Below are 23,018 nucleotides of genomic sequence, written 5' to 3' on the forward strand. Positions count from 1 at the left end.
ATCGGCCTGTATATCCCCAAAGGACGAACGGCTGCACCAAGACATCACTCTTGGCACAGCCGATGCTGTTGTTGGAGCATTAACCCCGTCGGTATAGACTACTTCGCCGAGCTTTTGGTGCGCTTGGCCGCTGCACGAGGTTTCTTTTCCTTGGGAGCCTCCTTGGCAGGGATCTGACTCTTGAGGATCTCGATCTCCTTCTTTAGGGATTCGATGTATTCGTTCTGCTTGTCAATCATCTGCTCATAGGTACTGATCTCATCGGTACCGAACTCCTGCGGAGCGACCTTCTCTAGGCGGAGCTTGAAGTCGCTCAAGACATTCATATAGTTATTGAAGGCATCGTAGGCCGAGTTGTACGGACTAAAGCCACGTCCGCTACTACCTGTATTCATATAGTAAAGGTGGTCTGCACTCTGCAGATACCTCCAGTCCTGCCGTAGGCGATTGTCCTTGGTCAGGCGTACACGCTCTCCCATATCGGCGAGCTTAGTTAGGACGCCTTTCTGCAAGACGTTGCCAGTCCAGTCGTTGGTACTCTTCGCTTCACCCGAGCTGCTTATGGGGCTACTTACCTCAAGCGAGCCGACTGCCTTGTGGCTCTTGATAAGCTCACTAGGCAGAGCAAAGCCCACCTCGTACTGACCGGATAGGGCAGGCAGAGCTCGGAAGAAATCGAAGATGCCAGACTCGGCACGATTGAGCCCTCCTAATACCTCGTAATTCATATACAGATTGACGACCTCTTCCTCTTGTGGCAACCATTTAATTCGGTTGAGCATCTTATCTGCCGTGACTGGGTACTCGGGCGAGTCATAGCGGCTAAACTCCTGCGTGATCAACTCTGTCAGACCAGAGTTGCGTAATAGGAGCTTGAGCTCAGGCTCGACCACAGAGCTATAGATGTAGTTGGGACTCTTCCAGCCCAGCACATGCTTGGCTCCCTCGGTGATCATACCCTTGAAGCCAAAGCTACGAGCCAGATGTGCTATCTCATCACTATAGATCAGCTCAGTATTGCACAGCACCTCAGAGGCAGCTGCCCCGAAGCGATCCCTTAGCTTGATTTGCTGCTCCTGTATCTGCTCGCGAAACTCCTCGGGATCTATGAGCGAACTAAGGGAATAGGCATACGGCGTGGCTAGCATCTCGACACGTCCAGTAGCCACAAGCTCTTGGAAGCTATCTAGCAAATCGGGCTTGTGCACCTCCATCTGCTCGATCGCTAGACCAGAAATAGAGAAGCTGACTTTGAAATCTGGGTAAGTGCGTAGCAGATCTAGAAGCATTCTATTGGCTGGTAGGTAGCAGGTGTCTGCGATACGCTGGAAGATCTCGATATTCTGAAACTCGTCGTAGTAATAATGCTCACGAGCGATGTCGAAGAAGCGGTATCGTCTTAGCCTCAAGGGCTGATGAATCTGGAAGCACAAACAAATCTTTTTCATAATGCTGTGATGATCTATCTGGTAAGTCTATTGTATATATCTCGCACCTTCTGTCCTGCAGCCTCCCATGTGAGGCTATTGACTTCCCGTAGTCCCTCCTCCTTGAGGAACTGGTGCATCTCGGGATAAGTGATGAGGGCATAGATGGCGTCGGCCATGGCCTCTACGTCCCAGTAATCTACCTTGACGGCATAGTTGAGGATCTCGGCACAGCCGCTCTGGTAAGAGATGATCGAGGGCACGCCACACTGCATCGCCTCGAGTGGTGAGATTCCGAATGGCTCCGATACCGAGGGCATCACGTAGACATCGCTCGACTTGAAGACCTCGTACACCTGCTGGCCTTTCATAAAGCCTGTGAAGTGAAAGCGGTCTGCGATATTGTACTTGGCCACTAGGCGAACCATGGCGTCCATCATATCACCACTACCTGCCATGATGAAGCGCACATTGCTCGTGTGTTCCAGCACACGAGCCGCCGCCTCAACGAAGTATTCGCACCCCTTCTGCATCGTGATACGCCCAAGGAAGGTAACGACCTTCTCGGTAACACTAGCCTTTTTGGGTAATGATAATATTGAGGGAGAGAGCGGCGTCACGGCATTGTGCACGGTAGTTACCTTGGCAGGGTCTTGGTGGTACTTCTCGATTACGGTGCGGCGAGTCAGTTCACTTACGGTGATGATGTGGTCGGCGTGATTCATACCGTCCATCTCTATGGCGAAGACACTTGGGTTCACGTTGCCTCTACTACGGTCGAAGTCGGTAGCATGTACGTGCACCACTAGAGGCTTACCCGTAATCTGCTTGGCATGGATACCAGCTGGGTAGGTGAGCCAGTCGTGAGAATGTATCACATCGCAATACTCGCTGCGAGCGATAACGCCTGCGACGATGGAGTAGTTGTCAATCTCCTCGAGCAGATTGTCTGGGTAACGCCCCGAGAACTCGATACAGCCCAAGTCATCGGTGTGTCTGTGGCTAAAGTCTGCATATATATGATTGCGCAGACGATAATAGGTATCGGTACTCATGCGCTGCCCTAACCTCTTGACTAGATAGTCGTGATCTACATCTCGATAGACCACAGGTGTATTGCCAGCGCCAATGATAGAGAGGAAACTCGTGTCCTCCTCGCCCGAGGGCTTGGGGATCACGAAGGTAATATCCATATCGCCTTGAGCTGCCATTCCCTTGGTTAGTCCGTAGCTGGCAGTGCCAAGCCCCCCGAGAATGTGTGGTGGAAATTCCCACCCAAACATTAAGGCTTTCATATTTATTTGTTGATGGGGTTCATATTCTCGTATTTCTGTTTTGCCTCCTCTAGCAGGCTAAGCGAGCGAATGATCTCGCCGACGCTCATCGCCAACGAGATAGCGCCACGCCCTGTATGTGGAGGATTGCCATCGAAGAGCTCACTAATCGTACCTACGCCGTGCTCGTGTACCTCCTCTTCCATACCGATGAGGGTGCGCTCGATATACGATAGAGCCCCACGGCCATAGATTTTGAGGTAGGCCTCGAAGTAAGCCCCCAATAGCCACGACCAAACCGAACCGTTGTAGTAGGATAACTCTCGCTCATGCTGCGATCCGCTACATCTGGCTCGGTAACCCTCGCTCTTGGGGCTAAGAGTACGTAGCCCCTTGGGCGTGCGTAGCTCTCGGGTCACAATCTCCACGACACTACGCTGCACTGCACGGGGCAGAGGGGTATAGGGTAGCGACACAGCGAAGATCATATTGGGTCGGACGCTCCAGTCCTTGGCGGCTTGATGAGTAACGTAGTCGAAGAGGTAGCCGTGCTCATTGACGAAAATGGCATTGAAGTTGCGCTCTATGCGCTCACGCAAGATGTCCAGCTCGGTATTCCACTCTTGCGGCCTTAGCTCTCGATAGAAAAGCAGAGCATTGTACCATAGAGCATTGAGCTCGACTAGATACCCCTCTCTCTGGATAACCGCCAACCCATTGAGCTTGGCGTCCATCCAGCTGATAGGGCGACCCTTGGCATAGACATAGAGTAGCCCTGTATCCTCTAGATGCATCTGACTATGCGTATTGCTCATATAGTACTGGACAAGGCGACTAATAAAAGCTCCATATAGCCTACGAGCCTCATCTCGCCCATAGACTCGGGCGAACTGCTGTACGCACCACACGGCCCACAGCCCTACATCGGGGTCGGAGAGATGGGTCAGCAGAGGCGAGGCATGCCTACCACTCATGAAGTCATCGAGGTCTGGGATCACCGTGTCCATGATGCGATAGTAACGCTCTGGAGCACCTGCGTATATCGAGCAGCCGGGAAGCGCCACAAATAAATCTCTAGCACGCACACCAAACCAAGGATAACCAGCCAGCAAGTAGCCGTCCTGCTCATTGGGGCGGTAGTAGAACTGCTGCGCCGAGCTAAGCAGACAGGAGCGGAAGTCTAGGCGAGGGATACGCACCTCAAGCTCCTTAGCGAACATCTCGGGGAGGAGTGCTGGATCCACCTCCTCTATCCCTGCGGAGAAATAGACGGGTTGATCCTTCTCTATGACACACTCGAAATAGCCGGGTACATACAGATCCTCGGTGTGCTCATAGCCTCGCTCACGTTCTTTGTGGTAGAGGATATTTTCATTCCAGTGTGGAGCATAATGAAACTCATTCTCTTTGGAGAGTTGCATACACAGCCTCGGGTATCCGGGGTATAGACAAATCGCCTGCCCATGGCGTAGCGCATGGAGCGTGCCGTCAATCTGCTCATTGCGATGTGTGAGCATCTTGACATCTCTGAAGGCCAAGAGTGGTGAGAAGCGCAAGCTCGTCTTACTGTGTGCCTCCAGCAGAGTAAACTTGAAGATGATGCGATGCTCATAGTGGCAAAGGAAGAACTCTCGCTTGAGAATTACCCCCCCCACTCGGTAGGTCGTAGAGGAAGCGACATCGACATTGTACTCTCTGATGTACTTGTGACCAAGAGGACTAAAGACGTCGCCTCGATACTCATGCACTGCTATATTGAAGGGCACGCCATGCTGCACAATGGATAAATCTAGCGAAGAGAGCAAAACGTGGTTGTTGGGGCTTAGCTCTGGTATTGGGATAACTAGTGCGCCATGATATTTGCGTGTATTGCAACCCACGATACTTGAGCAACAGTATGCCCCCATACGGTTTGTGCGGATATACTCCCTCTGCAGAGATTCGTCCAGATTAGACATCAAGCGTCTATCAAATTTTAGATAGCTCATAATCTGTGTTTGATCTAATAAGATACGCCAGAGGCCCTCGAGCGATTGATGGATCTGATGTTTCTTGAGCCTCTTAGCTTTATTTTCGTGCTAAGTTACGATTATTACTTGACAACTCCTATAATTCTTTTGACTGAAAATTAAACTTTATTACAAGGGGCTGCACCAAAATTCGCTCTTGACCCAATCAACCATCAAATCCTGCCAGAGCACATCAATCACATGGGTTATCTAAGCACCTGTGTCCTAATCTATTTTATCTATCGACTATGCTAGATACATCAGCACACATCAAGGCACGAAGAGCTAAGGTAGCAACTGGCGAAAGGCTATGTCTACATTACCCAATCCCTCCAGCCAACGAATACTATTGCTAGACAATGATGCAAGCAGACCTCGCTCATTCGCCTACATCTTCGTTAAATATTGCAAAAGAATTAGCTTCAAATTTGCATAAGGAATAGGCCATTTATAAAAGTCGTCGGAATACCTACCTTAAATTGAAGGACTAATTGGGTACAATCCGTGGACTAATTCGCCAAGATGCACCCACCAATCCTCAAGGATTAATGGGAAGAAATATCCCGAAACACACCACAAACGAATAAAAACCACTAAAGAACAGATACAAATATCTAGCTATAAACCAATTAAGAAAACCTCGTTTTAGGCGGTCGTTTTCGTTTATCTGGGAGCAGGAGCCAAAACGAGGTCGGACTCAATCTAGAGCCTCCTAGAGGGCAAATACGAGGTTCAATCTTTTTTTGCACTCAAGGAATGAAACAAGCTCAACCTTACCCCGAAATCGTAAAGAAAATACAAAAACCTACCCACCACCTTTAATTACCCTCACGACAACCTCAATAAATACTACCAACCATGCAGAGTACTTGTCCAATCTACCGTACATTTGTCAGCATGAAACTGTCTGCTGCTCTCAGCAGCCTAACCCAAACAAATCTATGATGAAGTATTATACCGAGCGCTATCAGCCTCTAACGCCAACCCAAATACTAGATCTCGAGCGCAATGGCTGCCGATGCAGCGATTGGTCACGTGTCCTAGTGAGCGATGGCTTCGAAACCAACCGCTGCCGTGATGTACATTTCTCAGGAGATGTCTGGCTCTCACGCCTAGACAGCCAGATCAAGCTTGCAGGAGGAGTCTGCAAACCCGCTGGCATCTACCACGCCCACCTACACAACTGTAGCATAGGCCCCAACGTCTTGATAGAGCGCATACATGAGTATATATCGGGGTACAACATAGGCGAGGGGGCCACGATCGTCAATGTAGATCGGCTCTTTGTCAGTGGCAAGACCAGCTTCGGCAATGGTCTTGGTGTGGAGGTGCTCAACGAAACTGGCGGACGAGAGGTTTGGATCTCGCACAATCTATCGGCACAAGTGGCCTATCTAATGGCATTCTATCGCCACGATACACAGCTTATTGAGAGGCTTAGACAGCTCTCACAGAGAGAAGCCGAGACACACACGAGCGATAGGGGTGAGGTAGGAGCGCATGCCCTAGTGCGCTGTGTACGCAACATAGAAAATGTCAATATCGGCGCATACGCCCATATCGAGGGAGCTTCTCATCTACGAGAGGGTACAGTCATCAGCACTAGAGAGGCTCCCGTACATATAGGCTACAATGTCAGCTGCATCAACTTCATCATTCTCTCCGGTAGCCGTATCCTAGACGGAGCTACGATCAGCAACTGCCTACTCGGTCAAGGTTCTAGACTTAGCCACCTCTTCTCAGCTCACGACTCGCTCTTTTTCGCCAACTGCCAAGGAGAGAACGGTGAGGCTTGCGCCGTCTTCGCAGGCCCCTACACCGTCAGTATGCACAAGTCTAGCCTGCTTATCGCTGGCTACTACTCCTTTCTGAACGCAGGCAGTGGCTCCAACCAAAGCAATCATCTCTACAAGCTCGGGCCGATACATCAGGGTATCGTGGAGCGAGGCTCCAAAACTACTAGCGACTCATATATTCTCTGGCCTTCACATATTGGGCCATTTACACTAGTGATGGGGCGACATGTAGATCACGTAGATAGCTCAGACTTCCCATTCTCTTACCTCATCGAGGACCACAACGAAACCTTTCTAGTCCCGGGCGTAAACCTACGAAGCGTAGGCACGATACGTGATGCCAAGAAATGGCCAGAGCGAGATCGGCGCACCGACAGCCACAAGCTAGATAATATCAACTTCAACCTGCTTAGCCCCTATACCGTAGGCAAGATGCTCAAGGCTCATCGACAACTCTCGGAGCTAAGCCAGCTACTAGGCAACACCGAAGACCATAAGATCGCTTACCGCAATATGCGCATCCGCCAGCGAGCTCTCGAGCGGGGCATCAGACTATACGGCATCGCCATCGTCAAGTTCCTCGGCAACTCTGTGATCCATCGACTGCGCAACTGCCCATGCAGGAGCGATGCAGAGGTGCGTGCGCACCTACTTCCCCAAAATGAGCGTGGCCTCGGTCGTTGGATAGACCTATGCGGTATGCTTGTCCCCCAGAGAGAAATAGAGCAAACGATAGAGGCCATCAAGGCAGGGCAGATCGCCAGCCTCGACGAGCTCAACGCCACACTATCTAGTCTACATCAAGAGTACTACGACCTTGAGTGGCCGTGGGCCTATCGGGAGATGCTTGAGTGGTTCGGCTTAGAGGCCGACAAGATTACTCGTGAGGATATTAGACGCATTGTAGACGAATGGGAGAGCAGTGTAGTAGAGCTTGATCAGATGCTCTACGAAGATGCGAAGAAGGAGTTTGCCATGAGTATCAAAGTAGGCTTTGGGCTAGCGGCAGGTGCAGATACCCGAGAAGCAGACTTCGAGTGCGTGCGAGGAGGATTCGACACCAATCCATTTGTCCTAAGCGTATTGGAGCACATCAAGACGAAACAAACCCTAGCAGACAGCATACGAGAGCGCCTCGGTGTATGACAGAGTTTTTGCTTCTCTCCAACCCTCATCGGTCGGGCCTCTGTGGTGTAATTGGCTAGAGTACGACTAACATTATTAATTAAACCGATAAATCCACCACCGAGTAACTAAATGTTTTGTATATTTGAACCGCAATTTTGAGCACTCGTACTCTTGACAGAGCTCGAATACCTAACCGAAATAAATAAAACGCAATGGCTAACAATAAAGCAAACCTAAAGGCAGAGGCTTTCGCCTCCGTAGTAGATGGCAGAGATGTTCGTCTGGTTTCTCTTGTCAATAAGCAAGGGGCAGAGGCACATTTCATCAATCAGGGAGCTAAACTGGTTTCTCTGGTAGTGCCAAGTAAACAAGGCTGGGTAGATGTGGTGATCGGGCATGACAGTACAGCCGACTACCTCTCTAGCGAAGAGGCTTATTTCGGAGCAATATGCGGTAGATATGCCAACCGCATCGCCCATGGCAAGTTTGCCATTGACGGCCAAGAGTATAGTCTAGCCATCAACAATGGGCCAAATGCACTGCATGGAGGGCTCAAGGGCTTCAACTCTGTCGTTTGGGACATCGTGGAGCAAGAGGCCAATCGTGTCGTGATGACCTACACCTCACCCGACGGCGAGGAGGGCTATCCCGGAGAGCTTGCCGTACAGGTGACCTACACGCTCACGGACGACAACGAGCTCTCGATCGACTACGAGGCTACGACCACCAAACCCACCGTACTCAACCTAACCAATCACGCCTACTTCAACCTCTCGGGCGACGGTGATGCTAGCGTACACGACCATACCCTAGAGATCAATGCCAAGGAGTATCTGCCCACCGACGACACGGCTATCCCATACGGCAAACCAGAGGCAGTCGAGGGGACGCCATTCGACTTCCGCACACCTCACCTCATCGGCGAGCGCATCGATACACCTATCGACCAGCTTACTTGGGCACGTGGCTACGACCATACCTTCATATTGGACAAGCCTCTAGGCAAGCTCGGCTTCGCAGCTCGCTGCTCTTCACCCAAGACTGGGGTAGTGATGGAGGTCTACACCGACCAACCGGGGGTACAGCTCTACACGGGCAACTGGATGAGTGGCAATATGCGAGGCAAACATGACGCTCGCTACCCAGCTCGTGCGGCTCTCTGTCTGGAAACACAGCATTACCCCGATAGCCCCAACCGCCCAGAGTATCCCTCAACCCGCCTCAACCCGGGAGAACGCTTCCGCTCGACAACTGTATTCGCGTTCTCTTGTAAAGGGTAAGGCTTATATAAGGAAGAGAAATATAAGATCAACAACTTTAATAGACTCAAACAAATGAATCAAGTAAAACAGCAGCAGAGCTACCTCATGCCGTTTATCATCATGGTGGTGCTCATGTCGCTGATTGGGTTGATTACGAACCTCAATCAGCAGTTCCAAGGGCCTATGCAAGCGGCCTATCTGATTAAGGGCGGTAGCATGACCACGACACTAACCAACATGCTCAACTTCTCGTTCTTCCTTGCCTATCTAGTGATGGGTCCTTTTACCAATCGCTACATTGACAAGAATGGCTACAAGAAGTCGCTCGTTTTCGGCCTATTCATCCTCATTGCAGCCTTCGGTCTGTACGAGCTGTCGGCCTATGTATTTGAGACATTCGACAAGCCTCACTTCGAAGGTGTAATCGCAGAGGCTAAGGCTGCAGGCGATGCTTTCGTTTACACTGGAGCAGTAGAGGTGCCTAAGGCATACTACGTATTCCTAGTGGCTGCATTCGTGGCTGGTACTGCTCTGACGTATCTGCAGGCTGTGGTGAATCCATATCTCGTGGCTTGCGACGTTAAGGGAACATCTGCTGTACAGCGCCAGAGCATCGCAGGAGCTGGTAACTCTCTGATGACGACCATTGGCCCTCTATTCGTAGCCTATGTGATCTTCCAGCAGAAGAGTGGTCTAGACATCAACATCACTTCTCTCTACGTCCCCATCCTCGCTCTGATCGCACTCGTGGCTCTGATCATCGTAGCCCTTGGCAAGATCCATCTGCCCAGTATCGCTAGCGCCGAGAAGAAGGAAGGCGAAGTACTTGAGAAGAGCGTTTGGAGCTTCTCTCACCTCGCCCTTGGTGTGGTAGCTATCTTCATGTATGTAGGTGTAGAGGTAGCCGTTGGTGCCAACATCACACTCTACGCCAAGGATAGCGGATTCGACGTATCTACTGCTGCTACGATGACCTCTCTCTACTGGGGTGGTCTGCTCGTAGGACGTCTACTTGGTAGCTTCCTTAGCAAGATCAGCGCCAATACACAGCTCGTGGTAACCTCTGCAGCTGCCGGGATCCTTGTGGCTGCTGGTATGGTGACGAATAACCCTTGGATTATGGTTGGTGCTGGACTCTTCCACTCAATCATGTGGCCTGCCATCTTCTCGCTCGCTATCGACAAGCTCGGCAAATACACCTCTGCTGGTACTGGAGCGCTGATGATGGGTGTAGTCGGTGGCGCTGTCCTACCTCTCGTACAGGCTGTAGCTGTAGACTTCATCGGTGGCTGGCAGTGGACTTGGGCGATCGTAGTAGTTGGCGAAATCTATCTGCTCTACTACGCTCTAGTAGGTTACAAGGTAAAGCAACTGCCTTAGTGCTCGATTGACCAAAAACAAATCAAGTAAGCTGGCGAATGGCTGAGTCGCTCAGCCATTCGCCAGCTTACTTTTCGATAAACCGCAAACAACTTAAAAGAACAATCAAATGGATACAGCAAAGATTAGAAGCAAATTCGCCGAGCTATATGGCGAGGCTGGCGTTCTCTACACCTCACCCGGTCGCATCAACCTAATCGGTGAACACACTGACTACAATGGTGCATTCGTATTCCCCGGTGCCGTAGACAAGGCTATGTATGCCGAGATTCGCCTCAATGGCACAGATAAGATTCGTGCATACGCCCTAGACCTAGGCGAGAGCGCAGAATTCGGTCTCGAGGAGTCTGATGCTCCCGAGCAGAGCTGGGCACGCTACGTCTTCGGTGTAGCGCGTGAGATTCAGAAGCGTGGACACAAGATCGGAGGCTTCGACACTGTATTTGCTGGGGATGTGCCTCTAGGAGCAGGTATGAGCTCGTCGGCAGCGCTAGAGAGCACGTTCGCTTTTGCGCTCAATGAGCTATTCAACCTTGGCATCGACAAGTTTGAGCTTGCTAAGATTGGTCAGGCTACCGAGCACAACTATGTAGGCGTGAAGTGCGGTATCATGGACCAGTTCGCCTCTGTCTTCGGCAAGGAAGGCCATCTCATTCGTCTAGACTGCAAGAGCCTTGAGTACGAATACTTCCCATTCAAGCCCGTTGGCTACCGTCTGCTACTTGTAGACTCTGTGGTCAAGCACGAGCTTGCCAGCTCTGCCTACAACAAGCGTCGTGAGAGCTGCGAGGCTGCTGTAGCCGCTATCGCCAAGCGTTACCCCGAGGTGAAGTTCCTGCGTGACGCCTCTATGGCTCAGCTTGACGAAGTGAAGGGCGAAATCTCTGCCGAAGACTACATGCGTTCGGAGTATGTGATCGGCGAAGTGCAGCGTGTACTAGACGTATGTGCTGCTCTAGAGCGTGGCGACTACGAAACGGTAGGACAGAAGATGTACGAAACGCACCACGGCATGAGCAAGCTCTACGAGGTAAGCTGTGAGGAGCTTGACTTCCTCAACGACCTTGCCAAGGAGATGGGCGTAACAGGCTCTCGTGTAATGGGTGGTGGCTTCGGTGGCTGTACGATCAACCTAGTCAAAGACGAGCTGTACGATAAGTTCAAAGCCGAGGCTAAGACTCGCTATATGGCCAAGTATGGCAGAGAGCCTAAGTTTTACGACGTAGTGATCTCCGACGGAGCACGTCGTCTAGGCTAGAATAGCCGAGGACTTATCCTCCATAGAGAGGCCACACATCAGGCTCAATCAATAGTGATTGAGCTTGGCGTGTGGCGCTCTCTTTTTGAGTTTGCACTTACTCTCCTACGAGCTTCTGCGATCGTCGTGGACTATCAGTCAGAGAGTAAGGCTTGGTTGATCGGAGAGTGGGCAGCTTGACCTGACTAACAAGTACATAAAGCGTCTACAGATGCACAAACAGACCAAGGTCATTTACTCGAGACAGTTCTTATTTTATGGATTTTATTACCTTTATAGCCTAAATTACTTAAGATAGATTATTGCAATAGATGACCAAATATAGAGGTATAGCGTCCATAGTTTTCTACATTATACTCCTAATTCTTTTCGTCGGAGCCACTTGGCTTACCCTAACGTATGGGGCAAGTCTAAGCCCCAGTCAGGCAACGAGCACAGCACCAGGCACACTGCCAGAGGCGTTTACCGTCTTCAGTGAGAGCGTTCAGCACCACATGAGCTCGACCATTGGCCTACTTCTGATGCAGATTTTGGTCATACTTATAGCGGCAAGAGGCATGGGCTGGCTCTTTCGCAAGATTCATCAACCTGCAGTAATCGGAGAGATTGTCGCAGGTATCCTGCTCGGCCCATCACTTCTAGGCAAGGTTTCTCCTGAGCTATTCAACTATATCTTCCCCTCTAGTAGCATCTCCAATATACAGTTGTTGAGCAATTTTGGGTTAATACTCTTTATGTTCGCTGTGGGCATGGAGCTACGCCTATCGGACATCAAGGAGCGACTCCGCTCTAGCCTCATCATCAGCCATGCTGGGATATTCCTACCCTTTGCTCTATCCTTTCCTCTAAGTCTATATATCTACCCGAAATACGCAGCCGAATACACCTCCTTCTTACCCTTTGCTCTCTTCGTTGGCATCGCAATGAGCATCACGGCTTTCCCCGTGCTAGCTCGCATTATACAGGAGAACAACCTACTACGCAAACCTCTCGGCAAGCTCTCTCTCTCCACTGCAGCCGCTAGTGATATCACAGCTTGGCTAATGCTGGCAGCGATTATCGCTATCAGCCAGAGCGGGAGTATGCTTAGCTCTGTCTACAATCTGGCATTCCTCATTCTCTATGTGCTGATTATGTTCGGGGTTATTCGTCCACTCTTCCGAATAGCAGGCAAGGTGTACGACAACACTGAAGTTATCGGACATACGCTAGTGGGGGTAATCTTTATCCTTCTGCTCCTATCGTCCTATGTGACGGAGCTCTTGAGCATGCATGCTCTCTTTGGAGCATTTATTCTTGGGCTTGTTATGCCAGAAGATCTATCGTTTCGTAAGATCATTACGGACAAGGTGGAAGACGTTTCTCTACTACTCTTCCTACCTCTCTTCTTCGTTTCGAGCGGACTACAGACAGAGCTGGGTCTGATTGATAGCCCAGAGATGTGGGTGATGCTAGCCGTATTCACGGCAATTGCGGTAGTGGGCAAAGTGCTTGGAACCTATGTTTCGGCTCGTGCTTGCGGAGAGAAACCCAAAGAAAGTCTATACCTCGGAGCCTTTATGAATACTCGTGGGCTCATGGAGCTGGTTGTACTCGCCATTGGGTACGAAATGGAGATCCTCCCTCCCTCTATATATGTCGTTTTGGTGTTGATGACGGTAATCACGACGGTAATGACGATGCCGATGGTTCACCTGATCAATAAGGTATATGAATGGCGCAAGCATCGAGGCAAAAAGCCACACGTCAAACACCCTGATCAGTACAGTGCACTGCTCTCTTTCGGGCGCCCACAGTCGGGAGCGACTCTGCTGCGCCTAACAGATCAGCTCCTGCGTCGAGGCGATAAGCATCCGCACGTTACGGCTCTGCACATCACGACCAACAAGAGCATTAACACCATTGATGCCGACAAGTATTTCCATGACAACTTCCTACCTCTGAGCCAAGAAGCCGAGAAACTCAACCAAATGGTTGCCCTAGACTATCAAGTAGCCGACAGTGTAGAGGAGGCAATCATTGACAAACTCAAGCAGGAGCGGTTTAACTTACTAATCGTTGGTGCTGGGATCCGACTCTCGGACGATGCCAACGACCGTGCAGCTATCTCGATGCGGGATAAACTTAGTCACCGCATTGGTTCTCTCTCTGTCGCTACAACCGAGCGACTACTCTCTATCCGCAACCTCGTGCGTGACAAGATGCAGTACTTCATAGACCATGCACCCTGTTCGGTAGCTATCCTATTGGGAAGAGATTACTCAATGCCCAAGCGAATACTCCTCTGCGTAGAGAGCGAAGCAGATATGCGCTTGCTCGCATACGCCCGCACCCTAGCAGAGAATAATCAAGCTTATCTTGATCTACACAGCTCCAACAAACAGACAAGTTGGGGCAATCTACACCAGAGTGAGCGCATCGTTTCTAGCGATCTCTGCGTCACCGATGCCTTGATGGAGGGCTACGACCTGCTCGTGGTCAGCCACGAAGAATGGATGCGTAGCTACGACAACGCCCCCGAAACACTTGCTTGCCTACCATCTACGCTCATTATGAGCCTAAAAAATGGGTACTCTCTAGATAAGTAATATAAATCTAACGATATATCTCAATTTAATTATGATGAGATTAACAGAACAAGATCCTTGGCTCAAGCCATACGAAGAACGAATTCAGAAGCGAAACGAGTTTACCCTAGCTCGAGAACGCTCCCTTACACAAGGTGGGCATATCAGCTTGGTGGACTTTGCCAGTGGTCATCTGCACTATGGACTACACCGAGATGACAAGGGCTGTTGGGTGCTAAGAGAATTCCTCCCGGGAGCCACCGAGATCTACCTCATAGGTTCTTTCAACGACTGGCAATGTATGCCGGTCTATCGGCTCAATCGCTTAGATGACTATGGAGATTGGGAGCTGAAGCTATCGGCCAGCACCCTCAAGCATGGAGATCACTATCGCCTATTCGTCATTTGGGGCTATGGTAGTGGAGAGCGTATCCCAGCTTGGGCTAGGCGCGTGGTGCAGGATCAGCAGACAGGGATCTTCAGTGCTCAAGTTTGGGCTCCCGAGGCAGAATATACTTTTGTACACACACGCCCTGTGGCTGACGACAAACCTCTGACGATCTATGAGTGCCATGTCGGTATGTCTAGTGAGGAGGGCAAAGTTGCCACTTACGACGAGTTTAGAGAAAATATACTGCCACGCATTGCAGCTCTGGGCTACAATGCAATACAGCTGATGGCAGTTCAGGAGCACCCCTACTATGGTTCATTTGGCTATCATGTATCCAACTTCTTCGCTCCTAGCAGTCGCTTCGGCACTCCAGAGGAGCTCAAGGCACTCATTGATGCAGCACATGGTTTGGGACTGCGTGTCATCATGGATCTTGTACATAGCCATGCCGTCAAGAATGAAGTAGAGGGGCTAGCACGCTACGACGGCTCTCGTACACTTTTCTTCCACGAAGGGCCACGAGGCGAACACCCTGCATGGGACTCGCTATGCTTCGACTACGGGCGCAATAGCGTGATCCATTTCCTACTATCGAACTGTAAGTACTGGCTCGAGGAGTTCAACTTCGACGGCTTCCGCTTCGATGGTGTATCCAGTATGCTGTACTACAACCATGGTCTAGGAGAGAGCTTCACTTCTTACGCCGACTACTTCAATGGTCATCAGGACGCCGACGCTATGGCTTACCTAGCCATTGCCAATAGGCTCATTCATCAGATCCGCCCCGATGCTATTACCATCGCCGAGGAGGTAAGCGGTATGCCCGGCTTGGCTGCTCCGTTTGAAGACGGAGGCTTTGGCTTCGATTATCGTCTAGCCATGAATATCCCTGACTTCTGGACACGCATCGCTCGCGACTATACAGACGAGCAGTGGAGCCCGGGGGAGATTTGGCACCAACTGACCAACCGCCGCAAGGACGAGCGTACGATCAGCTATGCGGAGAGCCACGACCAAGCACTCGTAGGGGACAAGACTCTTATTTTCCGCCTTGCAGACGCAGAGATGTATTGGCACATGGGGCGTATGCAGCGTAGCCTAGGTGTGGATCGTGCCGTAGCCCTACACAAGATGATTCGCCTAGCTACCGCAGGCACACTCAACGGTGGTTACCTCAACTTCATGGGCAATGAGTTTGGCCACCCAGAGTGGATCGACTTCCCAAGACAGGGTAATAACTGGTCCTATCACTACGCACGTAGACAGTGGAGCCTAGCGGATAACAAGGATCTACTCTATCACGATCTCGAGAGCTTCGACAGGGCCATGATTTCCTTGATTAGCCAGCAGCCCAACCTAGCTAATGAGCCTCTAGTAGAGCACTGGATTGGCGAAGAGGATCAGGTACTTTGCTTCAGCCGTGGAGATCTATTCTTCATTTTCAACTTCTCCCCTACTCAGTCGCATGCGGACTATGAGTTCCGCCTACCCCACGGCACTTACGAGATCGAGCTAGACACAGATGCGGTAGAGTTTGGAGGCTTTGGCAATAACGATGCTACAGTTAAGCATCAGGCCATCTGCGACGGCTCAACAGAGGACGAAAACTGCCTAATCCGCCTCTACTTACCGGCTCGCTCTGCCCTTGTGGTTAGGCGTAAACAATAATATACTTAGAGAGGAGCAACCTCCTCTATCAACCTCTAGACCCCACCAATGGAGTTCGTCAGTCGGCGCTCCGTTGGTGGGGTTCTCTATTTCTGTATGCCACTGACGGAGCATTCTGCGAAATTAGGGTATCAAGTAAAAGTTTATTTCTGAGTCGCTTAGTTATTTATTTGTACAGAATTGTATTATTTTTGTCGTATAAAGCAGACTATCCTAGCATCGGCTTGGGAAAAGATTTGCTATGAAGTTTCAATTTATAACGACTAAAGAGATGAGGCTATACACACTGCTAGCCCTGCTTTTGCTTCTGACTTATCACGGTTTTGCTCAAACAGGTATCATACAAGGACGTGTTTTCAACGACAAGAACAACGAACCTCTCGAGTTCGCTACGGTACAAGTACAGGGTACAACGCTCGGTACGACGACTTCTCTAGAGGGGACCTTCACGATTAAGGGCATCAAACCGGGCTTCTGCAAGGTGGTAGTCAGTATGATCGGCTTCGAAACCACAATCTCGGAGGAGCTACAAGTCATGGGCAACCAAACAACGTTTGTAGACATCATGGTTAGCGAAGCCTCCACGATGCTACGTGAGGTGTTCGTTCGTCCCAATCTACTACTTAGACCTACGGAGAGCCCTCTCTCCGTCCTCACACTCGGTGTCCAGCAGATCGAGAAGAGTGCTGGAGCCAACCGAGATGTCTCCAAGCTAGTGCAGACGCTACCCGGCGTAGGGGCGACGGCTCCCAATCGCAATGACCTCATCGTGCGTGGTGGGGGACCTGCGGAGAATGTTTTTTACCTCGATGGCATCGAGATCCCAGTGATCAATCACTTCGCTACTCAAGGCGCCTCGGGGGGCGTGGTCGGCATCATCAATCCCGACTTCGTGCGCGAGATCAGCTTCTACACGGGAGCTTTCCCAGCCAGCAGACCCAATACTCTGAGCTCGGTGATGGAGATCAAACAAAAAGACGGTAGCAAAGACAAGATACACACCAAAGTAGCCATAGGGGCATCGGACGCAGGAGTGACCCTAGACGGCCCTATCGGCAAAGACGCCTCCTTCATCGTGTCTGCTAGACAGTCCTATCTACAATGGCTGTTTAAGCTAATTGGGCTACCGTTCTTGCCGACCTACAATGACTTCCAAGCCAAATACAAATGGCGCATCAATGCTCACAACGAGATTACAGTCATTGGTCTAGGGGCTATCGACAAGATGCGCCTGAACAGAAATCTGGAGCAAACGGGGACAGAGGCACAGAAGTATCTACTGAGCTATCTGCCCGAATACAACCAATGGAACTATACTTTTGGGCTTGTCTACAAGCACTACGGCAAACGCTTCGTAGATAGCTGGATCCTAAGTCGCAATATGATGCGTAACGGCGGAGTGAAGCACAAGGATAACGACAAGTCTGCACCCAAAATATCGGACTATCAATCGGACGAAGCCGAGATCAAACTACGCTACGAGCGCAACTACACGACACTACCGTTTAAGCTCAATCTAGGGGCAGGCATCAAGTACAGTAGCTACATCAATGACGTCTATCGCCTAAAGTTTGCCTCGGGACGAGTTATACCTTTTGAGTATCGCAGCCATATAGATCTATTCTCCTACCAAGCCTTCGCACAAGCGTCGGATCAGTACCTAGACGATCGCCTCAAGGTGTCACTAGGGGTCAATATGGTCGGGAATACCTTTACCGCCAGTATGAGCAACCCGCTCAAGCAGATATCTCCTAGGCTCTCACTCTCGTATGCCTTCTCCGAAGATCTAGATATCAATGCCAATGTAGGTCGGTACGCCATGCCTCCCTCCTACACAACTATGGGATACAAAAACGCCGAGGGCATCTACGTCAATCGCAGTGATATGCTCAAGTACATTACCTCCAATCAGGCGATTGTGGGTATGGAGTACCACCCGGGCGACTTCCTTCGCTTCTCGGTAGAGGGCTTCTATAAGCAATATAGCCAATACCCAATCTCTTTGGCCGACGGCATTAGTCTAGCGAGCAAGGGTGTGGACTATGGGCAGGTAGGCGATGAGGCAGTTATTTCCACGGGTGAGGGCAGAGCCTATGGTATGGAGGCAGTGGCCAAGCTCATGAGCTGGCGCAACATTGACTTAACAGCCTCGTACACCCTCTTCTGGAGTGAGTTTACAGACAAGAAAGGCACCTATCGCCCCTCCTCTTGGGATACGAGGCATATCCTCAACCTCACCACAAGCTACAAGCTACCCAAAGGGTGGTATCTCTCGGCACGCTGGCGATATATCGGCGGAGCCCCCTACTCTCCCATTGATATGGAGCGATCCACCGACAAGGCCGCTTGGTCTATCACCAACCAAGCCTACACAGACTATGAGCGATTCAATACGTTGCGCCTAGATGATGCTCATCAGCTAGACGTGCGTCTGGACAAAGAGTTCTACTTCAAGCGCTGGATGCTCAACCTCTATGTTGATGTGCAGAATGCCTATCTAAGCAATACACCTTCGGAGCCTATATATACCAATCGGGATACTCAAGGACGTGTGATGGACGACCCCAATTCGCCCCAAACCAAACAGCTACTGCGCCCCTTGGTCTACTATAGCGGTACGATTCTACCCACGGTAGGCATTATGGTCAAGTTCTAAGACTCCTTGGGGGCCACGAGCATAGGGCCGATTGGGGTACAAACTTCATCGAAATTGTAAAATTTATCACATCTATCTCTCTGCTCTGCATCTCGATTGACAGGGCTATGTAGAGAAATCTATGGGAAGACTTTTTTGGATTGTAGGACTAATCGCCAGAGATTAGTCCTACAATCCAAAAAGATTGATGGGAAGAAAATACCAAAACCTAGCCCAGCATGTATCGGCCCAGCCCTCAAAAAGACTATACCTCTAAAAACAAGCTACTTACAAAAGCATCGTTTAAGGGGTTATCTACACCTCGATGGTAGCAGAGTGTCCCAATAGGGGTCGTGCCCGTGTAGAGCCTGCTAGGGGGCAAATACACGATTTGCCTTTTTTCGTCCAATAAATCTATCGAGTCATTCGGGCTACTCAAACGTAAGTGATAAGTGTAAAAATCTGAATACATCTATTTGCCTGCACGGCTCATCTTGGTGATTTGTCTAACTTTGTACCTAGAGCAAAATAAGACTACACTGCAAGTATGAAAGAAATGACCTACGCCGAGGCATCGCAGCGCCTAGAGGTAATTGTGCGTCGCATCGAGCACGAAAGCCCCGATGTAGACGAGCTAACTAAACTCGTGGCCGAGGCCGTGAAGCTAACAAAGTTCTGCCGAGAGAAACTCACCAAAGCAGACAAACAGCTAGCCGACCTAATGGCTCAGCTAGAAGATAATAACGAATAGGCCATGCAAGCGAGGTACGCTATCGTCGTAGCTGGCGGGCAAGGGCTACGCATGGGCACCGATATCCCCAAGCAGTTCCTCATACTAGGCGGGAGGCCTGTGCTGATGCACACGCTAGAGCAGTTCGCTGGGTGCGAGCAGATCACGCTAGCACTCCCCAAGGGACAGATCGACTACTGGCACGAGCTATGTCGCCAGCACGACTTTGGCCTCGAACATCGTATCTGCTTGGGCGGGGCTACGAGGTTCCACTCCGTACAGAATGCCCTACAAACGCTACAAGGCAAGTCGGGTTGCGTGGCCGTACACGACGGAGTGCGCCCTTTCATTCATAAGTCCGTGATCGATGCTTGCTTTGCCGAGGCCGAGCGCAGTGGCGCTGCTCTACCATATATTGCCGTCACCGACAGCCTCAGACAGCTTACAACGACTAGCTCCAAGGCCGTACCTCGAAGCGAATTTGTCGCCGTCCAGACCCCACAGGTCTTCGACCTAGGACGGCTCATTACGGCCTATCGTCAGGATTTCTCCCCCACCTTCACAGACGATGCCTCGGTCTACGAGACGGCTAGGCTAGGCGAGATCGCCCTAGTAGAGGGGAATGTGGAGAACATCAAAATAACTAGTCCGCAAGACCTTGCTACCGCCGAGTATATCCTAGGCAAACAGCTGTAACCCTCTGCCTACCCTATGGTGCAGATATTCGCAACACCCCTAACCTACCTGCCCGGCGTAGGGCCCAAACGTGCCGAGATACTGGCACGTGATCTAGAGCTGTACACCTATCTCGATCTGCTGCACTACTTCCCCTACAAATACATCGACCGCAGTCGCTTCTATAAGGTACGAGAGATCCGCCCAGATATGCCCTACATTCAGCTCAGAGGCTATATACGAGAGTGGAGAGATGTAGGCGAGGGACGCAAGAAGAGGCTCGTGGGTGTCTTCCACGACGATACTGGCTGGGTCGAGCTAACGTGGTTCAGAGGGCAGAGTACTATTGAGAAGATGTACACCCTAGGGCGAGAGTACATCATCTTCGGCAAACCTAGCTACTACAATGGGGTCTTCAGTATTCCTCACCCAGAGATCGACGACGTCAGCAAGGCCGATAGCATCTCGGGCGGACTAGTACCGATGTACAACACCAGCGAGAAAATGAAAAGCTCTGGGCTAAGCAATAGGCAGATGCGCCAGATGCTCTACACCCTACTCAAGGTGCTCGCCCCTCATCTAGAAGAAACGCTCCCCGATGCACTTGCCCGGAGAACTGGGCTTATGGCTTATCCAGATGCCATCATACAGATTCACTTCCCAGACTCTTCGGCTCAGCTAGAGCAAGCTAGACGCAGGCTCAAGTTCGAGGAGCTATTTTTCATACAGCTCAAGCTCCAGAGCATGAAGCTAGAGCGCAAAATGTACTACCAAGGCTTCGTCTTCGAGCACGTAGGGATCTACTTCAATGCTCTCTATCGGGATCATCTGCCTTTTGACCTCACCGGAGCGCAGAAGCGTGTCCTTAGAGAAATCAGACAAGACACCCTTGCAGGCAAACAGATGAACCGCCTTGTGCAGGGTGATGTAGGGAGCGGAAAAACTCTAGTAGCCTTGCTCTCGATGCTGCTAGCCGTAGACAACGGCTATCAGGCCTGTTTGATGGCACCCACCGAGATACTCGCTCGCCAGCACGCAGTATCTCTGAGCGAACTGCTCCGACCTCTAGGTCTAGAGGTCGGGCTACTCATCGGCAGCACAATCAAGAGGCAGCGCACAGAGCTCCTGCCTAGGCTCTCTAGCGGAGAGCTCAAACTGGTGGTCGGTACCCACGCTCTGCTGGAGGAGGGTGTTCAGTTCGATAGGCTAGGCATGGCTGTCATCGACGAGCAGCATCGCTTCGGTGTCGCACAGCGCTCACGCCTATGGACTAAGAACGAGGGCGTCCTACCCCATATCCTCATCATGAGCGCAACACCTATCCCACGCACTCTAGCCATGACCCTCTACGGAGATCTAGATATATCCGTGATCGACGAGCTACCACCGGGGCGCAAGCCTATCCAAACCCAGCATCACTACGACAATCAGATGTACCCAGTATTCAGCTTCCTAAGGGAGCAAATCAACCTAGGGAGGCAGGCGTATGTAGTGTATCCAATGATTGAGGAAAACGAGCAAGCAGACCTCAAGGCCCTAGAGACTGGTCTGGAGCGATACAAGGAGATTTTCCCCGAGTTTAAACTGGAGATGGTGCATGGTAAGATGAAGGCAAAAGAAAAAGACGAGCGTATGCAACGCTTCGTCTCGGGCGAGGCTCAGATCTTGCTAGCCACTACTGTGATCGAGGTGGGGGTGAACGTGCCCAATGCCTCGGTAATGATCATCGAGGGAGCCGACCGCTTCGGTCTATCACAGCTGCATCAGCTACGTGGACGTGTAGGGCGTGGGGCAGAGCAGAGCTACTGTCTGCTGATCACTGGCTTCCAGATAGGAGCCGATGCACGCAGACGCATTGAGATCATGGTAGAGAGCAACGACGGCTTCGTCATCGCAGAAGAAGATATGCGCCTCAGGGGCTTCGGCGAGCTAGAGGGGACACGCCAGAGTGGCAAGCAGCTTAGCCTACGCATCGCAAACCCTGCAAGAGATGGAGCACTCGTGCAGTATGCACGCAACCTAGCCGAGCATATTCTGAGCCAAGACCCCACACTCGAGAAAGCAGAGCATCAGCAGCTAGCAGCACGCCTAAAAGAAATCTATAATCGCCCTGACAACTGGGGCGTCATCTCATAGCTTCGATAGTACTACCAGCGTATGGGGTCGTAGCCGTGGCTAACCAAATATGCATTGGCTTGGCTAAAATGTTTGCAGCCAAAGAAGCGTGTCTGCGACAGAGGCGACGGATGTGCCGACTCTAAAACGAGGTGTTTGCTCCGATCTATCCCAGCTCCCTTGCGACGGGCATAGGCTCCCCAAAGAAGAAAGACTAGATGCTCCCGCTCACGTGAGAGGCGTTCTATCACAGCATCGGTAAAGCTCTCCCAGCCTAAGCCTTGGTGCGAGCCAGCCTGCCCCGCACGTACCGTCAAGATACTATTGAGCAGAAGCACTCCTTGCTGCACCCACGGCATCAAATGTCCGTCATCAATCACAGAGGGCAAGCCTGTATCCTCTAGGATCTCTCTCTTAATGTTGCGCAAACTAGGCGGAATCTGTACACCCCTAGGTACAGAGAACGATAAGCCCTCGGCCTGCCCCGGGCCATGGTAGGGGTCTTGCCCCAGAATAACAAGCCTTACCCGATCCACAGGACAGAGATCCAAAGCCCGAAAGATGAATTTGCCTTCTGGATAGATGGGCGGATTACCCAAGAGGTATTCACGGCGTACGGCTGCACTCAGGTGTGCGAAATAAGATTTCTCAAACTCGTCGGCTAGAAGTGCGTGCCAGCTTGGCTCTATTTTGACTTGCATAC

The 23,018-nt window shown here is 51.0% G+C and carries 14 protein-coding genes; 10 read left to right on the forward strand and 4 right to left on the reverse strand.

The window, feature by feature from the left end; translation table 11 throughout:
* Window positions 1-98 precede the first annotated feature (98 nt).
* The 3 genes from HQ48_RS07655 to HQ48_RS07665 are packed head-to-tail and all read right to left on the reverse strand — an operon-like array spanning window position 99 to window position 4,689.
* The gene (locus HQ48_RS07655; RefSeq protein ID WP_044232939.1) at window positions 99-1,448 is read right to left on the reverse strand and encodes a glycoside hydrolase family 57 protein; all 1,350 of its coding nucleotides are present in this window, start codon (window positions 1,446-1,448) and stop codon (window positions 99-101) included.
* Between the two features lie 14 nt (window positions 1,449-1,462).
* Entirely contained in the window at window positions 1,463-2,722 is a 1,260-nt protein-coding gene (locus tag HQ48_RS07660; protein ID WP_044232940.1) for a glycosyltransferase family 4 protein, read from the reverse strand.
* 2 nt (window positions 2,723-2,724) lie between these two features.
* The gene (locus tag HQ48_RS07665; RefSeq protein ID WP_044232941.1) at window positions 2,725-4,689 is read right to left on the reverse strand and encodes an amylo-alpha-1,6-glucosidase; all 1,965 of its coding nucleotides are present in this window, start codon (window positions 4,687-4,689) and stop codon (window positions 2,725-2,727) included.
* A gap of 965 nt (window positions 4,690-5,654) precedes the next feature.
* Between HQ48_RS07665 and HQ48_RS07670 the strand changes: the two genes are divergently transcribed.
* The 10 genes from HQ48_RS07670 (at window position 5,655) to recG (ending at window position 22,336) form a co-directional block, all read left to right on the forward strand.
* Complete coding sequence (locus HQ48_RS07670) at window positions 5,655-7,652, forward strand: DUF4954 family protein (protein WP_044232942.1); 1,998 nt, start codon at window positions 5,655-5,657, stop codon at window positions 7,650-7,652.
* A gap of 194 nt (window positions 7,653-7,846) precedes the next feature.
* The gene (locus HQ48_RS07675; RefSeq protein WP_044232943.1) at window positions 7,847-8,914 is read left to right on the forward strand and encodes an aldose epimerase family protein; all 1,068 of its coding nucleotides are present in this window, start codon (window positions 7,847-7,849) and stop codon (window positions 8,912-8,914) included.
* Window positions 8,915-8,968: 54 nt separating this feature from the next.
* Window positions 8,969-10,276 (forward strand): MFS transporter, encoded by a 1,308-nt coding sequence (locus HQ48_RS07680; RefSeq protein WP_044188055.1) that lies wholly within the window; start codon window positions 8,969-8,971, stop codon window positions 10,274-10,276.
* A 109-nt stretch (window positions 10,277-10,385) separates the two neighbouring features.
* The gene (gene galK, locus HQ48_RS07685; RefSeq protein ID WP_044232944.1) at window positions 10,386-11,534 is read left to right on the forward strand and encodes a galactokinase; all 1,149 of its coding nucleotides are present in this window, start codon (window positions 10,386-10,388) and stop codon (window positions 11,532-11,534) included.
* 311 nt (window positions 11,535-11,845) lie between these two features.
* On the forward strand, window positions 11,846-14,122 hold the full coding sequence (locus HQ48_RS07690) for a cation:proton antiporter (RefSeq protein ID WP_044232946.1): 2,277 nt from the start codon (window positions 11,846-11,848) through the stop codon (window positions 14,120-14,122).
* Window positions 14,123-14,156: 34 nt separating this feature from the next.
* Entirely contained in the window at window positions 14,157-16,160 is a 2,004-nt protein-coding gene (locus tag HQ48_RS07695) for an alpha amylase C-terminal domain-containing protein (protein WP_044233025.1), read from the forward strand.
* A gap of 271 nt (window positions 16,161-16,431) precedes the next feature.
* Window positions 16,432-18,816, forward strand: coding sequence for a TonB-dependent receptor (locus tag HQ48_RS07700; RefSeq protein WP_044232948.1), 2,385 nt, complete (start codon window positions 16,432-16,434; stop codon window positions 18,814-18,816).
* 526 nt (window positions 18,817-19,342) lie between these two features.
* Window positions 19,343-19,546, forward strand: coding sequence for an exodeoxyribonuclease VII small subunit (gene xseB, locus HQ48_RS07705; RefSeq protein ID WP_044189625.1), 204 nt, complete (start codon window positions 19,343-19,345; stop codon window positions 19,544-19,546).
* 3 nt (window positions 19,547-19,549) lie between these two features.
* On the forward strand, window positions 19,550-20,221 hold the full coding sequence (locus HQ48_RS07710; protein ID WP_044232949.1) for a 2-C-methyl-D-erythritol 4-phosphate cytidylyltransferase: 672 nt from the start codon (window positions 19,550-19,552) through the stop codon (window positions 20,219-20,221).
* 15 nt (window positions 20,222-20,236) lie between these two features.
* A complete protein-coding gene (recG, locus tag HQ48_RS07715) occupies window positions 20,237-22,336 on the forward strand; it encodes an ATP-dependent DNA helicase RecG (protein WP_044232951.1) in 2,100 nt (699 codons plus the stop codon).
* An 11-nt stretch (window positions 22,337-22,347) separates the two neighbouring features.
* Here the strand turns inward: recG and ung are convergent, their stop codons facing one another.
* Window positions 22,348-23,016 (reverse strand): uracil-DNA glycosylase, encoded by a 669-nt coding sequence (ung, locus tag HQ48_RS07720; protein WP_044232953.1) that lies wholly within the window; start codon window positions 23,014-23,016, stop codon window positions 22,348-22,350.
* Window positions 23,017-23,018 lie beyond the last annotated feature (2 nt).

This window comes from Porphyromonas sp. COT-290 OH3588 (assembly GCF_000769075.1).
Taxonomy (GTDB): Bacteria; Bacteroidota; Bacteroidia; order Bacteroidales; family Porphyromonadaceae; genus Porphyromonas.

Bases quoted from the DNA above. Each gene is read 5' to 3' on its own strand.
- HQ48_RS07655 (WP_044232939.1), bottom strand. From the start codon at position 1,448: ATGAAAAAGATTTGTTTGTGCTTCCAGATTCATCAGCCCTTGAGGCTA.
- HQ48_RS07660 (WP_044232940.1), bottom strand. From the start codon at position 2,722: ATGAAAGCCTTAATGTTTGGGTGGGAATTTCCACCACACATTCTCGGG.
- HQ48_RS07665 (WP_044232941.1), bottom strand. From the start codon at position 4,689: ATGAGCTATCTAAAATTTGATAGACGCTTGATGTCTAATCTGGACGAA.
- HQ48_RS07670 (WP_044232942.1), top strand. From the start codon at position 5,655: ATGAAGTATTATACCGAGCGCTATCAGCCTCTAACGCCAACCCAAATA.
- HQ48_RS07675 (WP_044232943.1), top strand. From the start codon at position 7,847: ATGGCTAACAATAAAGCAAACCTAAAGGCAGAGGCTTTCGCCTCCGTA.
- HQ48_RS07680 (WP_044188055.1), top strand. From the start codon at position 8,969: ATGAATCAAGTAAAACAGCAGCAGAGCTACCTCATGCCGTTTATCATC.
- galK (WP_044232944.1), top strand. From the start codon at position 10,386: ATGGATACAGCAAAGATTAGAAGCAAATTCGCCGAGCTATATGGCGAG.
- HQ48_RS07690 (WP_044232946.1), top strand. From the start codon at position 11,846: ATGACCAAATATAGAGGTATAGCGTCCATAGTTTTCTACATTATACTC.
- HQ48_RS07695 (WP_044233025.1), top strand. From the start codon at position 14,157: ATGAGATTAACAGAACAAGATCCTTGGCTCAAGCCATACGAAGAACGA.
- HQ48_RS07700 (WP_044232948.1), top strand. From the start codon at position 16,432: ATGAGGCTATACACACTGCTAGCCCTGCTTTTGCTTCTGACTTATCAC.
- xseB (WP_044189625.1), top strand. From the start codon at position 19,343: ATGAAAGAAATGACCTACGCCGAGGCATCGCAGCGCCTAGAGGTAATT.
- HQ48_RS07710 (WP_044232949.1), top strand. From the start codon at position 19,550: ATGCAAGCGAGGTACGCTATCGTCGTAGCTGGCGGGCAAGGGCTACGC.
- recG (WP_044232951.1), top strand. From the start codon at position 20,237: ATGGTGCAGATATTCGCAACACCCCTAACCTACCTGCCCGGCGTAGGG.
- ung (WP_044232953.1), bottom strand. From the start codon at position 23,016: ATGCAAGTCAAAATAGAGCCAAGCTGGCACGCACTTCTAGCCGACGAG.